Origin of the sequence: Amycolatopsis pittospori (genome assembly GCF_013870525.1) — a bacterium.
GTDB classification, from domain to species: Bacteria; Actinomycetota; Actinomycetes; order Mycobacteriales; family Pseudonocardiaceae; genus Amycolatopsis; species Amycolatopsis pittospori.
On record NZ_JACBXD010000132.1, the window covers coordinates 1 to 15,002 of the forward strand.

The 15,002-nt window shown below is 68.4% G+C and carries 10 protein-coding genes; 5 read left to right on the forward strand and 5 right to left on the reverse strand.

From position 1 onward, the window contains the following. Positions 1 to 242: 242 nt before the first annotated feature. The 3 genes from H5J31_RS37430 to H5J31_RS37440 all read right to left on the reverse strand — a co-directional run bounded on the left by H5J31_RS37430 (position 243) and on the right by H5J31_RS37440 (position 5,929). A complete protein-coding gene (locus H5J31_RS37430; RefSeq protein WP_181777393.1) occupies positions 243 to 2,405 on the reverse strand; it encodes a phospholipase A2 in 2,163 nt (720 codons plus the stop codon). Positions 2,406 to 2,849: 444 nt separating this feature from the next. After that, on the reverse strand, positions 2,850 to 4,274 hold the full coding sequence (locus tag H5J31_RS37435) for a GGDEF domain-containing protein (RefSeq protein WP_181777394.1): 1,425 nt from the start codon (positions 4,272 to 4,274) through the stop codon (positions 2,850 to 2,852). Between the two features lie 440 nt (positions 4,275 to 4,714). After that, entirely contained in the window at positions 4,715 to 5,929 is a 1,215-nt protein-coding gene (locus tag H5J31_RS37440) for an MFS transporter (protein WP_328701714.1), read from the reverse strand. 370 nt (positions 5,930 to 6,299) lie between these two features. Here H5J31_RS37440 and H5J31_RS37445 point away from each other — a divergent pair, with 370 nt between their 5' ends. Then, positions 6,300 to 7,193, forward strand: a complete 894-nt coding sequence (locus H5J31_RS37445) for an SDR family NAD(P)-dependent oxidoreductase (protein ID WP_181777395.1) — start codon at positions 6,300 to 6,302, stop codon at positions 7,191 to 7,193. Positions 7,194 to 7,265: 72 nt separating this feature from the next. On the opposite strand, the gene H5J31_RS37450 is transcribed toward H5J31_RS37445, so the two are convergent. Together H5J31_RS37450 and H5J31_RS37455 are read right to left on the reverse strand one after the other, a co-directional pair. Continuing rightward, positions 7,266 to 7,922 carry a maleylpyruvate isomerase N-terminal domain-containing protein gene (locus H5J31_RS37450; protein WP_181777396.1) on the reverse strand — a complete coding sequence of 219 codons (657 nt, stop codon included), beginning with the start codon at positions 7,920 to 7,922 and terminating at the stop codon, positions 7,266 to 7,268. A gap of 147 nt (positions 7,923 to 8,069) precedes the next feature. Next, a complete protein-coding gene (locus H5J31_RS37455; RefSeq protein ID WP_181777397.1) occupies positions 8,070 to 9,938 on the reverse strand; it encodes an AMP-dependent synthetase/ligase in 1,869 nt (622 codons plus the stop codon). Positions 9,939 to 10,119: 181 nt separating this feature from the next. On the opposite strand from H5J31_RS37455, the gene H5J31_RS37460 reads away from it, so the two are divergent. From H5J31_RS37460 to H5J31_RS37475, 4 genes are all read left to right on the forward strand, one after another. Further along, the gene (locus H5J31_RS37460) at positions 10,120 to 10,767 is read left to right on the forward strand and encodes a transcriptional regulator (protein ID WP_181777398.1); all 648 of its coding nucleotides are present in this window, start codon (positions 10,120 to 10,122) and stop codon (positions 10,765 to 10,767) included. Then, a complete protein-coding gene (locus H5J31_RS37465; RefSeq protein WP_181777402.1) occupies positions 10,751 to 11,932 on the forward strand; it encodes a kynureninase in 1,182 nt (393 codons plus the stop codon). The genes H5J31_RS37460 and H5J31_RS37465 overlap by 17 nt, the downstream gene beginning before the upstream one ends. Positions 11,933 to 12,197: 265 nt before the next feature. Then, on the forward strand, positions 12,198 to 12,548 hold the full coding sequence (locus H5J31_RS37470; RefSeq protein WP_181777399.1) for a hypothetical protein: 351 nt from the start codon (positions 12,198 to 12,200) through the stop codon (positions 12,546 to 12,548). 372 nt (positions 12,549 to 12,920) lie between these two features. Further along, a partial coding sequence (locus tag H5J31_RS37475; RefSeq protein WP_181777400.1) for a sensor histidine kinase occupies positions 12,921 to 15,002 on the forward strand: 2,082 nt, incomplete at its 3' end.

Here is a 15,002-nt window from a genome sequence, read left to right on the forward strand (position 1 = left end):
GGAAGGAGCGCGTCCGGGCGCGTCCTGCCTAGGCCGGGCGGGACGTCGATCCCCTTGCCCATTCCGAGGCGGGTACTCCACGCGGTCTGCTCCTTCTTCTCGTCGCCTTTTGACAGCCTTCTCAAGGGACGCATGGTGCCCGTTGAGGGTTGTCGCAGGATTACACATCCCCCTTGAGATGTGGCACGCACCACCGGTTTCAGCTCAATGGTACGGAGAAGCCCTGGTCAGCGCCGTGTGACTCAAGGAAGGACACGACGGGCGGTGCGCGCGGGGACCAGTGTGGCGGCCGCCGCGAGCATCGCGACGACGATCGTCGCGACCGGAAGGGCGACCGAAGCGGCGCTCACGTGCTCGCCTTCGAGCGCGGTCACCAGGGGCGGCGCGCACGCGACCGCACAGACCAGCCAGGGGCCGGTCATCCGGCTCGTGCCGTTGCGCACGGTATGCAACAGGTACACCCCGAGCAGCAGGTTGACCAGGCTCTGCACCGGCCCGAGCCGGAGTCCGAGCAGGTCCGCGTCGGCCGAGGCGCCGCCGAAGCGGGCTAGCGCGAACCCGAACACGCCGAGCATCGCGTAGGCCATGCCGACCGTCGCCGCGGCCCGGCAGAACACCGCGGCGCGCAGGCCCGGCTCGTCGACGGCCCGCTGCTGCGGACCCGAGTGACGTTCGAACCACCAGAAGACGAGTACCGCCGGGACGGCGAGCAGGGCGAGCGCGAGCAGGATGCGCGGCCGGGTCAGCCAGCTGAGCCCGTCCACGAGCGGTGCCGGCAGGTAGACGACCGCCACGAGCAGCAGCATCGCGGAAAGGAAGCCGAGGTAGAGGCTCATCGGCGCGCGCAGGACGAGCCGGGCGGTGGCGGTGACCGCGGGGCTCGTGCCGAACCGGGCCAGCGGGCGGGCGAGCAGGCCGAGGAGCGCGAGCTGGACCAGGCCGAGCAGGAGCACACCCCAGGGCGGGCCGGAAAGCGCGGCCGGGGCGCCGGGGCCGCCGAGCAGCATCGGACCGTCGCCGAGGACGACGACCGCGAGCACCAGTCCGGCCCCGCCGGTGAACGCCGTCCCGAGGAGGAAGGCACGGCTCGGGCGGACGCCGTCGGCGTGGGCGAACGCGAGTTGCTGGACGAACAGCGCTAGGAACAGCGTTTCGGCGTAGCGCGGGATGGCCGAGCCCGACCACTGCGCGGCGGTCTCGCTCGCCAGCGTCAGGGCCAGCAGTCCGGCGACGGAGGCCGATCGCGTCCGCCGGTAGAGCGCGAGGAGCGTGGGCGCGAGCACGACCGTCAGCAGGAAGACGCCGAGCAGCCACAGCGGATGCAGCGCGATCCGCATGACGGTGGCGTTCGTCCCCGCCGGGATCCCCAGCACCTCCAGCGCGAGCGGCACGACCAGCGCGACGACGGCGAAGATCAGGGCCGGACGCAGCAGGGGGCTGGCGCGGTCGGCGAGATACTGCGGATAGCGGCCACCGGACGCGCGGACCGACCGCCAGCCCGCCTCGTTGATCCGGCCGATCGCGAAGAAGATGAGCGGGCAGAGCTGGGCGAGCCAGGTGAACGGCCACAACGATCGTTCGGGCGCCCCCGCCCAATGCGCGAGCGCGACGGCGGACTCGCCGAGCAGCATCAGGACGGCGCCCGCGACCCCGAGCAGCGCCCACCGGCCGACCGGGACCACCGGCCGCGGCTCGCGGGGGAGCGTGACGGCGGTCCGGCGGACGCGGACCCAGCCGCGGAGACGGAAGACCAGCAACGCGCCGATCACCAGCACACCGACGATCATCGGGCCGAGCGGGTCGCCGACCGGCGGCCCCCAGCGCTGATGCCACGAGTTGAGCACGAGCCCGGCGGTATAGAGGGAGGCGACGACCTCGCAGGTGCCGCGCGAGTCCATCGGGTTGAGCACGCAGGCGTGGTGCATGTCGGCCGAAAGCCGGTCGTCGAGGCTCGACCTGGCCTCCTGGCCGAGCGGATGACCCTTGCGCTCGGCGTAGCGGAGGATGTCGTAGCCGAGGTCGTGAGCCCGGCAGGGGACGGCGTAATCCCATTTGGTGTTGTCGTCGCCCCACGGTGCCGAGCAGCCGCCGTCGGTGTGGACGGCGCGCATGGTGCCGTCCCGCGCCGGCATGACGCCCGGGGTGATCCCGCTGACCGCCGTGAAGTCGGACGGCAGTTTCGCGATGACGTCCTCAACCGGACCCGGCGTGACCAGCGCGTCGACCGCGTTCTGGGCGGCGAGGATGTCACCCGTCGGTGGTCCCTGGTCCGGCGGCGACGCGGGCCGCGACGCGATCAGGCCGAAACCGAACACCAGCAGCGTGACCAGCAGTAACCAACCCGAGGTCGACCAAGGCCGCCGGATCCGGGCGGGCTGTCCGTCGACGTCGGCTGTGGCTGGCATGGCGTCCAGGGTGCCATTCGCCGATCGAGGCCGACATCCGGATAACCCCCGGGTTCACCCGGCGGGTGGCCTCAGGGCTGTGACCAGTGGGGCATGTGGGTCGTGAGTGATTTGGGTCGTTCTAACGACCCGAATCACTCACGACCACCCTGGACCGAGTGGCCGGTTCGCGTGACTGAGGGGACGGCGCGTGTGATCCAACGGACGGCACGCGTGATCCGACGGACGGCACGTGTGCTCAGGCGGACGGCACGTGTGCTCAGGCGGACGGCACGCGTGACTGGATGGACGACACTCGCGCGACAGGCTTCCGCCACGCGTCGTTCCTCCAATCACGCGCGCCGTCCGTCCAATCACGCGTGGCGTCCCTCTGGACACGCGAAACGGCAAGTACGCGCCTAGGACACAGTCGGCTCTAACGGTTCCAGATCACTCACGAGGGGGTCAGGTGGGCGGTCGTTCCCTGTCCTGGGCGAAGCGCACCTGGTTCCGGCCGTTCTCCTTGGCCACGTAAACGGCGGCGTCGGCGGAGTGCAGCAGTTCCTCCAGGGATTCACCGTGACGAGGGAACAGGGCCGCCCCGATCGAGGTGGTCCGGCCCGAGATGGTGACGCGGCTGCCACGTTTGTCGGTTGTCACTATATGCAGTTCGGCGATTGCACTGCGCACTCGCTCCGCGGCCAGTTTCGCCGCGGTTTCGTCGATATCCGGCAAAAGTACGAGGAATTCCTCGCCGCCGAAGCGGCCGATCACGTCGGCGGGCCGGGTGACCTCGTCCAATTTCTGTGCCACATCTCGCAGCATGTCGTCGCCCGCGGGGTGTCCATAAGTGTCGTTAATCCACTTGAAGTGGTCGAGATCAATCATCAGAAGTGCCAGGTTGTCGTCCGATCGGGCGGTCCTTCCGAGCGCCCGATCGGCCGACTCCGACCATCCGCGCATGTTGAGAACACCGGTTTTCGGGTCCGTCCGCGCGTCGTTTTGCAGTTGGTCGATCTCGGCGAGGCGATTGAACACCACCGTCACCACGGCCATCACGACCACCATCGGGGGCATGATCAACAGCAGGACCGCGGTGACCGCGCCGAGGCCGATCGTGATGGCCTCCAGCAGGTTGTCGGCCTTGTTGCCGAGGACGGTCGACACCGGCGGCCGTTTCGGCGAGCCGATCGTGAGGATGCCGCCGATATAGGCGATCTGCACCGCCTCGAAGACCATCCCGGTGACGATCAGGACGCCGAATTCGCCGAGGGTGCTCCAACCGGAGATCCTTCCCCATTCATGCGGGCCGAACGCGTGGAAGGTCAGCGAGGCCAGTGTCACCGAGACGCCGTGGGTGACCGACGAGAAAACGAAGTTGTGCGCGGGACGGCGGGCGATGAACCAATGCTGGATTCGGACGAGCGCGATGATGGAAAGTGTCAGTGAAAGCGGAAGAATGACCGCGGCGGGAAATGTCCATACGGCGGTGAGGTCGATGAGGACGGTGCGACTCCGGTCGCGTCGTCTTTCTTCCTGTCGCTGGGTCAGCTGAATATGCGCGGTGGCCCCGACGGCGAGAATCGCGAAACGAACCCAGTCTATTCTTCCCGGTGTCGTCGAATCCATCGTCGCGACGACCATGATCGCGATTCCGATGACCTCCATCGCGAAAAGGAACGCGATGAAACGTTTGGGCCGCTGCCACAGCGCCCACGCCCTGGGGTCGTAAGGATGGCGTTGCGGGGGTTCGGCCTGGTCACCTTCCGGGCTTGCCTGCCCGCGTTCGGTCACCGGGACACCGCTCTCCGCGGCGGCCGTCGCCGCTCGCTCGTCAAGGTCGCCGGTGCCGTCGCCGTGCTCGCGACGGTCGCCGGTCTCGGCTGGCAATTGCTACCTCTTTTCCGCGCGGACGGCACGGCTGAGTAATCTCACCGGTACCGACTGAGACACCGTTCGTATTCCACGGCCGGTATCATCCCATCGCATCAGTTGTTCGACACCGGCAAGGGTGCCCCCGAACGTGGACCGGAGGTGGCAATCGTGTCCCGTGATTTCTGATCTTGACAGCTGAATGTTTTTCGAGACGCCGTGCGGAAGGGGTGACCGATAGTGTCCAGCCGTGACTTCTGAGCCCGGGCCGGGTATTAGTTCGCAGCGACGAGAGCAACGAGGTGGCCGGGAGGTGTGTGACCGTGTCGAGCCGTGACTTCTGATCGAGAGTCGTTTCTTTTTACCGAGGTGTCGAAGCAGTGTCCCGTCGTCGAGATTCCCGAGTACGAACCCGCCGGGCGGCCATGCCGCCCCAGGGGTCGTCCTGTGTGGATTCCTCATGACAGCAACGGTTCCGGGCTGGATCCGTTGACATGCGTCCAGCTGAGTGCGACCAGGACGGCCAGCAGCAGGCCGACCACGCCGGCCAGTGCGATGGCCGAGGTCGCGGACCCGAGCCGATCGGCGGCCAGTCCGCCGAGTCCCGCCCCTATTCCTTGAGCGACCCGCAACCCCGTGCGGTACACCCCACCCGCGCCGCCCCGAAGCTCGTTCGGGACCCAGGTGATGAACGTGGCGCTCACCGTGATCAGGTACGCCCCCGCCGCGCCCGCGGCCGCCAGCAGGAGCAACGCCGGAATCAGCCCCGGCTTGAGCACGAAGGCGATCAGGGCGACCATCGGCAGTGCCGCCAGCACACCCAGCAGCTTCCGGCGTTGTTCCGCCGAAACGAATTTGGACAACAGGAACGCGCCGATGACGAATCCGAGCGGATCCGCGGCCAAGAGCCATCCCACGGCCTGTTTTCCCACGCCCATCTCCGCGGCGAGCGGTGCCGCGAGCCCCTCGGGGATGACGGCGAGGCCGACCAGCCACGAGAGCCAGATCAAAACCCGCAGGTGGCGGTTGCCGAAAACGCGCTTCACCGCGCCGAACCAGCTGCCGGAGCCGTCGGAGGCCGCCGCGCGCCGGGAGACCCAGAGCCGGACGACGACCGCGCTCAGCACGAACGTCGCCGCGTCCAGCGCCAGCGCCCAGCTCACCCCGACCTGGGACACCAGCAGCCCGCCGCCGGCGAGGCCGAGCAGCATGGCGGTGTTGGTGGAGATGCCGCGGATGTCCTGGCTCTTGAGATAGAGGTCGTCGTCGGTGAACACCTCGCGGGTGAGCGCGTTCTGCGCCGCGTTGCCGGGTGCGTTCGCCAGCCGGGCCAGCACGACCAGCCCGCACAGCAGGCCCAGCGGGGTGTCGGGGATCGCCATGATCGCGATCAGCACGGCCTGGATCAGTGACGAGTAGACGAGGACGGTGCGCCGCGGGTAGCGGTCGGCCAGCTGGGAGAGGCCGAGACCGCCGGCCAGCGCGGGCAGGAAGGTCAGCGAGTAGACCACCGCGGACAGCAGGGCCGAGCCGGTGCGGTCGTAGACGAGGATCGCCAGCGCGACGATGGTGAGCTGGTCTCCGATGAGGGACTGCACTTCGGCGAGCCAGAGTGCGCGGAACTCGCGGTTCGCCAGGGCGGCGGTCATCCGCGGCGCCGCGTTCGTCTTCACTGCGTGACCACCTCCCCCCGATCGGGTGAACTTAGCTCCCTCGCATTCTTGCCTGCCCTGTTACGTGGCTGTCGAGGGAGTCACAGTTAAGGCCCCGTCGTTCGACGTTCAGTATGCCTCCGGCTACAGGGAGACGAACAGAAGACCAGCCGATCCTTCGACTGTTAGGCCGATCGAGCTACGCCGTCTGACCGGTGGGTGACGCCGTCCTGACTCGTGCGCGGGTATCTCCGCGCCGATCGGCCCGCACTCGCTCGGCGCACCCGGGCTGCCGTTCGCCGCCGCCCGGGTCCGGGTTGGTCCGAATGGGCCAACACTGAGGGGAGACCGGCCTGGAGGTGGAGGCCGGCCGGGCAAAAGGGGTGAGTCGATGAACGGTTTGCTCGACGACAAGGCCGTCGTCGTGACCGGGGCCGGGCGCGGCCTCGGCGAGGCGTTCGCGGTGCACGTGGCCAGGGCGGGCGGCGCCGTGGTGGTCAACGACGTCGACGGGGAACTGGCGGAGCGGACGGCGGAGAACATCCGCCGGTTCGGGGGCAGGGCGGTCGCCAGCGCGCACAGTGTCGCGGATCCGAAGCAGGCGCAGGAGATCGTCGACCTCTGTGTCACCGAATTCGGCGCGATCGACGGGCTGGTCAACAACGCGGGCCTGAACTACGAGGCGCTGCCGTGGGAGGACGACGTCGACCAGGCCCGGGAGCTGGTCGAGGTGAACGTCCTCGGCGTCATGTACACCGGGCTGGCCGCGATCAAGGCGATGGTCGCGCGGGGAAGGCCGGGGTCGATCGTCAACATCTCGTCCGGGGCTTCGCTGGGGCAGCGCAAGCTCGGCGTGTACGCCGCGAGCAAGGGCGCCGTCGCTTCGCTGACCTACTCCTGGGCGCTCGACCTGGAGGAGAGCGGGATCCGGGTGAACGCGGTCTGCCCACTCGCGCACACCCGGATGGTGTGGAAGTCCGAACGGTCGCTGCGGGCCTGCCCGCCCGACCGGACGCCGTCGCGGATCGCGCCGGTCGTGCTGTTCCTGCTCGGCGCCGGATCGGACGGCATCACCGGGCAGATGATCCGCTGCAACGGGCCGGAACTGCACATCATGGGGCAGCCCTACCTGAAGCAGCCCATCCTCGAACGCCCGGTTTGGGACACCGAGACCGTGCAGCGCGCCTTCGACGAGGTCTTCAGCGCGCACCTGGAGAACTACGGCCTCGAAAAGCGCGTCCCGCCCCGGCTGCGCAAGTGGACGGAGTCGACCCGGACCGCTTAGCGCCCGTGATCAGAGGGACGGCAGGCGTGATCAGGCGGACGGCAGGCGTGATCAGAGGGACGGCAGGACCGCTTAGCCCACGACGAACGGTAGTTTCGCGGCCAGTTCGCCCAGTTCGGTCTTTTCCGCGTCGGTCGGTTGGCGCCGTCCGGTGCCGACCAGCAGCGCGTCCGTGTCGGAGAACGATCCGGGGAACTTCTCCCCGGTGCGCTGTTCGAGGATCTGCCGCGTCTTGGCGAGGCTCTCGCCGGACGGTCCGGCGATCTGCGGCAGATGTGCGACCAGGTCGAGGTGGTGCAGAGTCCATTCGAGGACGTACGCGTTCAGGTAGTCGCCCGCGGACAGGACGACGTCGCGGGTACCGACCCGGATGCCGGGATCCGCGAGTTCGGCGGCGCGGCCCGCGGCCGAACCGACGTCGTCGAGGTGGAACTTGAGGAGCCGGGGTTCCTGGTACGCGGCGGCGAGCCGCACGATCAGCGCGTCGAGATCGTCTTCGCCGGTCGGCGGCTCGTCGGCGATCTCCCAGTAGGTGACCGCGTTGCGCGTCGGTTCGGTTTCGGCGGGGGTGGCGAGCGTGATGAGGACGTCCTGGGCGTCGATCACCAGATGGCACACCAGGTCCTGCACCAGCCAGCCGGCGCAGCCGGACGGTTGGGAGAAGTCTTCGTCGGGGATTTCGGCGACGGCGGCGAGTAGCGCCGCCCAAGAGCGGGAGAAGAGATCCACGGCGGCAAGTTAGCAGCGGCGGCGCCCCGGCGACGACCCTTTTCGGGACGCGGTTTCGTCGGGTGCCCGCGCTATGAACGGCCCGTTACTTGCAAATTTTGCAAGTAACGGGCCGTTCATAGCAGCCGGAGGCGGGGTCGTGCGAGGTCAGGAACCGGCGGCCGGTGCGGGAGCGGCCTCCGGTGTGCCCGTGTAGAGATCCGCGATGGCGGGGGCGTACCGGTCGTTGATGATCCGCCGCTTCAGCTTCAGCGTCGGGGTCACCTCGCCGCTTTCGGGCGTCCACGCCTTCGGGATGACGTGGTACCGCTTGATCTGCTCGATCCGTGCCAGCCGTGCGTTCGCCGCCTCGACGGCCTTCTCGATTTCGGCGCGCACCTGGGGGTTGTCGGCGAGCGATTCGCCTTCGGCCACCTGGATGCCGTTCGCGGTCGCCCAGCCGGGGGCGATCTCGTCGTCGACGACGATCAGCGCGGTGACGTACGGCCGGTCGTCGCCGATCGCGACGGCCTGTCCGATCAGCGGGTGTTCCTTGAGCAGGCCCTCGATCTTCGTCGGGGCGATGTTCTTCCCGCTCGAAGTGATGATCAATTCCTTCTTGCGGTCGGTGATCGTGACGAAGCCGCGTTCGTCGATAGTGCCGATGTCGCCGGTGGCGAGCCAGCCGTCGGCGTCGATGTCCGGCTTGATCGAACCGTCCTGCTGAAGGTAGCCGAGGAATACGATCGCGCCGCGGACGAGGAGTTCGCCGTCTTCGGCGACCTTCACCTCGACGCCTTCCAGCGGACGGCCGACCGAGCCGGCCTTGAACGCCGTCGGCGTGTTGGAGGTGACGGCGCCGGTGGTCTCGGACAGACCCCAGACCTCCTGGATCTCGACGCCGAGCCCGGCGATGAAGTACAGGATCTCCACCGGCAGCGCGGCGGCGCCGCTGGAGGCGACCTCGATCTGGTCGAGGCCGAGCATGGCCCGCACCGGCGCGAGCGCGGCCGCGTCGGTCTGCGCGATCTTCTCCGCCAGTTCCGGCGGGACCTCCTGGCCGTCACTGCGCAGTTTGTAGCCCTGCTGCAGGAGTTCGTTGGCGCCGATCAGCCCGTTCCGCTTGTCCTCGGGCAGCGAGCCGAGCAGGTTCTTCAGCCCCGCGACCATCTTTTCCCACACCCGCGGAACACCGAAGAAGCTCTTCGGGTGCACCTGGCCCAGCGCGCCGACGACGCCGCTCGGGTCGCCGACGGTGTGCACGTGCCCGGCCCACACGATCGGCATGTAGATCGACAGTTCGCGTTCGGCGATATGCGCGAGCGGCAGGTACGCGATGTTCGTGGCGTGCATCGGCGACTCGTGCAGCGTCATGACCGCGACGGCCTGGTAGATCGCGTTGCGGTGGGACAGCACGACGCCCTTGGGGTCGCCGGTGGTGCCGGAGGTGTAGATCATCGACAGCGGGTCGTCCGGGGTGATCGCGGACCACGCCGTTTCGAACGCCTGCGGGTCGGCCGCGTGCGCTTCGGCGCCTGCCGCGCGAAGGTCGGCGAAGGACAGGAACCGCTTGTCGTCCGGAGGAATCACGGACTCGTCGAGGACGACGACGTGCCGCAGCGCCGGGAGGTCGTCGAGGACCTGCGACCAGCGCGCGAGCTCGTCCGCACCGGCGAGGACGACGACGCCGGCGGCGCTGTGCCGGGCGACGAACCCGATCTGTTCCGGGCTGAGCGTCGCATAGGCGGTGCAAGGGATCGCGCCGAGATGGGCCGCGGCGAGGTCGGCGATCAGGTGTTCGGGACTGCTCGGCGCCATGATCAGCATGCGGTCGCGGGTGCCGAGTCCGAGCCCGGCGAGCCCTCGCGACACCTCCGCGATGGCGGTGCGGAATTCGCTCCAGGTCAGGGTCGGCTTGCCCTCTTTGTCGAGTGACGTGACCGCCGGCAGATCACCGAACTCCTGGGCGTTGCGGTGAAGCAGGGCGGGGATCGTCTGGCCTTCGATCTGCTCGGCGACGGTCGGCTGGGTGGTCAACGCTGGCCTCCTCGATGCTGCCTGATCAGCCACACTGTAAGGGCTCTCGTCACTGGTGGATAGAGAATCGCGGCCACGGTTGGACTACGCGAAATGTCCACCTTTTCCGTTTTCACCGCGTCAGTCGCCGACACGGGTTGAATGGTCGTGGACCGTCCCCGAACGAGCAGGAGCCTTGACGATGACCGGTTCGGCACGCGAGCTGATCGAGGCGGTACAGGCGGAACTCGCGCCTCGCGACGACGAAAACCGGCTCGTCCCGTTGGTCGGGAGGGGCGAGGCGGCGCGGGAGGTGTTCGCCGCGATCGCCGCGGAGGAGTACCGGATCGTCCGCAGTGACTGGCGCAGTTTCCTCACGCTCGCTTCGCGTTCGCAGGAGCAGGGCGCACGCGAGTTCTTCGCGACGCTCGCCTCCGGTGAGGGGCTGGCGCTCGGCAAACTGCCCGCGCTCGCCGGGGAATCACCCGACTTCGAGCCGCGCGCGGGATGCCAGGCGTACCCGGCGTTCGTCGCCTGGCTGGCGCTGAACGGCGAGCCCGCCGAGGTCATCGTCGCGATCGTCGCCAACTTCGCCGCTTTCGGCCGGTACTGCGCCGCCATCGCCGCCGCGATGCGCGAGCGGTACGGCTTCGACGACGAGGCGTGTGCCTTCTTCGACTTCTTCGGCGCGCCTTCACCGGAGCTGGAAGCACTCGCCGTGACGGCCGTCCAGGCGGCGCTCGACGCGGAGAACCTGTCCGAAAAGGACGCTCGCACCCACGCCCGGTTGTTTCAGGCATACGAGCTGGACTTCTGGAACACCCTCGCCGACGATTACCGCCGTGACTGATCTCGTAGCCGAGGCCGCGGCACTGGACGCGGCAGATCCCTTGGCGCATAAGCGGAACGAGTTCGACCTCGACCCGGGCGTCGCCTACTTCGACGGTAACTCGCTGGGCGCGCCGCCGAAGCATGTGGCGGACCGCCTCGCCGCCGTCGTCCGCGAGCAGTGGGGTGGGCGGCTCATCCGGTCCTGGTCCGAGGGCTGGTGGGAAGCGCCGGTGCGGGTCGGCGAGCGGATCGCGCCGCTGGTGGGGGCCGCACCGGGGCAGGTCGTCGTGGCGGATTCGACGAGCGTGAACCTGTTCAAGGCGCTGGTGGCCGCGATCCGGCTCAATCCCGGTCGCGACGAGATCCTCGTCGACGCCGACACCTTCCCGACCGACGGCTACATCGCCGACGAAGCCGCGCGGCTGACCGGGCGCACGGTGCGCCGGGTCGTCGCCGAGGACATACCGGACGAGGTGGGCGAGCGGACCGCCGTCGCGCTGATCAACCACGTCGACTACGTCAGCGGCCGCGCCCACGACATGGCCGGGTTGACCGAGGCATTGCGCCGGGCCGGCGCGCTCGCGCTCTGGGACCTCTGCCACAGCGTCGGCGCGCTCCCCGTCGAACTCGACGCGTCCGGCGTCGACCTCGCCGTCGGCTGCACCTACAAATTCCTCAACGGAGGCCCTGGCTCGCCTGCTTTCCTTTATGTGGCAACGAAATGGCTGGACCGGTTCGAGCAGCCACTGGCCGGCTGGGCCGGTGATCGCGACCCGTTCGCGATGCGCGGCGCGTACGAGGCGCACGCCGGGATCGCGCGTGGCCGCGCGGGCACCCCGGACATCCTTTCGCTGCTCGCGCTGGACGCGGCGCTCGACGTCTGGGACGGCGTGGACCGCGGTCTGCTGAGGGAGAAGGGCCTGGCGCTCGGCGAATTCTTCTTCCGGTGCGCGGACGAACTCCTCGATGGCGCCACGATCCTGACGCCGCGCGACGGTGAGCGCGGACACCAGGTCTCGATCACCGACGACGACGCGGCCAAGACGATGGCGGCCCTGACCGAACGCGGGGTGATCGGGGACCACCGGCCGCCCAACGTGCTGCGATTCGGGTTGGCGCCGCTCTACACCACCTACGGCGAGGTGCTCCGCGCCGTCACGACGCTTCGGGAGCTCCGAAGGTGAGGATTTCGATCATTCTCGAAGTGTCGGATTCCTTTCCTGACGTGCGGCGGTAATGGTGAAAGTCATTCGGAATTCGATCGCAAATAGGTGATCACCTCGCCCCTGTGGGGGAGAAGTGGCGATCTTCGCCGAATTCGCTGTTAGGCTCGTTATTCGCTCTCGCCGCGAATGTGACGTAGATCCTTCCCCTGTGGCGTAAGGAAAACCCGCGTCGCCCGTCTCGACGGCGAGGGCGCGGGCCGGCTGCCCGGAGAAGGAGGGGATCGTGTCGCTCACCTATGTCGCCGTCGCCGTGTTCGGGGTCGCTTCCGGTTTCCTGCTCAACGAATTCGGCGCGCGTTACCCGGTCGAGACCGTACTCGTCGCGATCCTCGTCTGCGGGGTGGCGACGTTGTGCTGGGCGGCCGTCCGGATGCTGCGCGACGCCTCCAGGAGGGTCGACACCCTTCTCGAGGACGAGCTCGGCCGTCTCGACGAAGATCATTTCGTCGATTCCTCCGCAATTCGTGCCGGAAATTATCGATTCCGCGGATCGCACGGGGTTACGGCCGCGTTCCTTAGGGGTGATGTCGTTCGCAAACCGAACGGTATGTGGAGCTCTGGTCCAAAAGCGTGAGCGACGTCACGGCGTGTAGTTTTCGTCGACTTTCTCGACGAGACATCACTAGGACAAGCTGTGACTTGATCGAGTCCGTTGAACGTCGATCAAGGCGCTGCCTGCGGTAAACCGCCAGGTGGCTCACCGCTGGACGCCCTGGTCGGCGCCCTGTCCCACGTGGTGGACTTTCGAGGTCCGACGACCTCATGTCAGGTGGTCACAGCAATATGTGACTACCCTTCGCGTCTGGACTTGACTCACCCGTTTGGGTCTCCTAGCGTCTTCGCGGGCGGAGCGGACCACGCTGTGTTGATCCGGCTATCGGATCCCGCGGGTATGAGATCCCCGGCGACCCGACACCAATAACTGCCGGAAGGAAAACGGACCACGGTGAAGCAGATTTCCCTTCGACGAGGCCGCGGCTCTTCGATTCGTTCGCGCGTTCTGACGATCGCGCTCATTCCGAGCATCGCGCTGATGCTCGTCGGTCTCGCGATCGGCGGCTACCTGATCTTCGACGCGGTCGAAGGCCGCGACTACGCGCAACGGATCCGTGGCTCGGAAGCGCCCACGGTCCCGTTCTTCGGGCAGATCCAGGAGGAGCGCCGGCTGACGCTGCGCGAGCTCGCGGGCGACCGTTCGCAGCACGCCGCGCTCGTGGAACAGCGCGCCAAGACCGACGCCGCGACCCAAGGCGTCGTCAGCTACCTCCAGACCTTGGTCGGCAACTCGCCCGACAGCGTGCAGCGCAACATCGCCACGGTGAGTGGCCTCTTCCAGAAGATGCCGCAGATCCGGCAGTCGGCCGACTCCGGTCAGTTGCCGCTTCTCGACGCCTTTACCTACTACAACCAGATCATCGACCAGTTCGTCGAAGGTCTCACCGGTTTCGCCCAGGACGCGCCGAACGCGGAGAACGCCTACCAGCGGATCACCGCGGTGCCGCTGTTCACCGCGATCGACCAGTTGCAGCGGTCGAACTCCCTCGCCGCCGCGGCCGTGGCGGGCGGCGGTTTCACGGACGAGACCTACCGCGCGTACGTCACCCAGGTCGGTTCGTACCGGTCACTGCTCGAGTCGTCCGTGACGCGGATGTCCCCGGGCGTCAAGGCGAAGTTCGACCAGCTCGTCGCGAGCGACCCGTGGAAGGCCGTCAGCACGGTCGAGAACACCTTCCTGCAGAACAGCAAGGCCACCCTCCCGGTCCCCGAGCAGCTGTGGCTGCAGTCGGCCCGAGGCGTCGGCGACGCGATGATGCGCGGCTTCGTCGAGCAGAGTGGCGCGGCGACGACGCAGGCCATCGACGACGCCGACCGGACGCTGATCACCTCGGCCATCGCGGCGGCCATCGCACTGCTCGTCGCGATCGGCGTGTTCATCATCGCCCTGCGGCTGTCGAACCGGCTCATCGGCAGGCTGGCCCGGCTGCGCGAGGACACCCTCGACGTCGCCGAGATCCGGCTGCCCGAACTGGTCGACCGGGTCCGCGCGGGCGAACCCGTCGACCTCGACGACAAGGGTCACTTCCTCGACCACGGCGACGACGAGATCGGCCAGGTCGCCGAGGCCTTCAACAAGGCGCAGCAGACCGCCATCGCGGCCGCCGTCGAAGAGGCCAGGACCCGTGAGGGCACCAAGACGGTGTTCCTCAACATCGCGCACCGCAGCCAGGTGATCGTGCACCGCCAGCTCAAGGTGCTCGACCAGGCCGAGCGCAAGCAGGAGGACCCGGAGCAGCTGGAGACCCTGTTCCAGCTGGACCACCTCTCCACCCGTGCCCGCCGCAACGCGGAGAACCTGATCATTCTCGGTGGCGGCCAGCCCGGCCGTCAGTGGCGCAAGCCGGTCACGCTCGCCGAGCTGACCCGTGGCGCCTCGGCCGAGACCGAGGACTTCGCCCGGGTGAAGACGGCGAAGATGCCCGCGATCGCGGTCCAGGGACCGGTCGTCGGCGACCTCGTGCACCTGCTGGCGGAGCTGATCGACAACGCGACGTCGTTCTCACCGCCGCAGTCGCGCGTCGAGTTGCGCGGCAACGTGGTCGGCAAGGGCGTCGTCATCGAGGTCGAGGACCAGGGCCTCGGAATCGAGCCGGAACAGGCCGCCGAGCTGAACGCGATGTTGGCCGATCCGCCGGACTTCGGCATCATGGCGTTGTCAGCCGAGCCACGGCTGGGCCTGTTCGTGGTCGCGCGCCTCGCCGCGCGGCACGGGATCTCCGTGCACCTGCGCGAATCCGCGTACGGCGGCACCAGGGCCATCGTGCTCGTCCGCACCGACCTGCTCGCGCCGGTCCCGTCTGAACAGCCGGAGGACGAGGTGGACCCCGAGAGCACCGAGGTGCCGGACGCCGCACCGCTGCTCCCGGGTCGTCGTGCCCGCCACCGCACCGAGATCCCCATGGAACGGCCCGAGCTCCCGGTGCCGATGCCGGTCGCCCCGCAGGCTCCGGTCACGCAGGCCCCCGGACGC

Excerpts from the sequence above, each read along its gene's own strand:
- H5J31_RS37430 (WP_181777393.1), bottom strand. The coding sequence starts at position 2,405 with ATGCCAGCCACAGCCGACGTCGACGGACAGCCCGCCCGGATCCGGCGG.
- H5J31_RS37445 (WP_181777395.1), top strand. The coding sequence starts at position 6,300 with ATGAACGGTTTGCTCGACGACAAGGCCGTCGTCGTGACCGGGGCCGGG.
- H5J31_RS37460 (WP_181777398.1), top strand. The coding sequence starts at position 10,120 with ATGACCGGTTCGGCACGCGAGCTGATCGAGGCGGTACAGGCGGAACTC.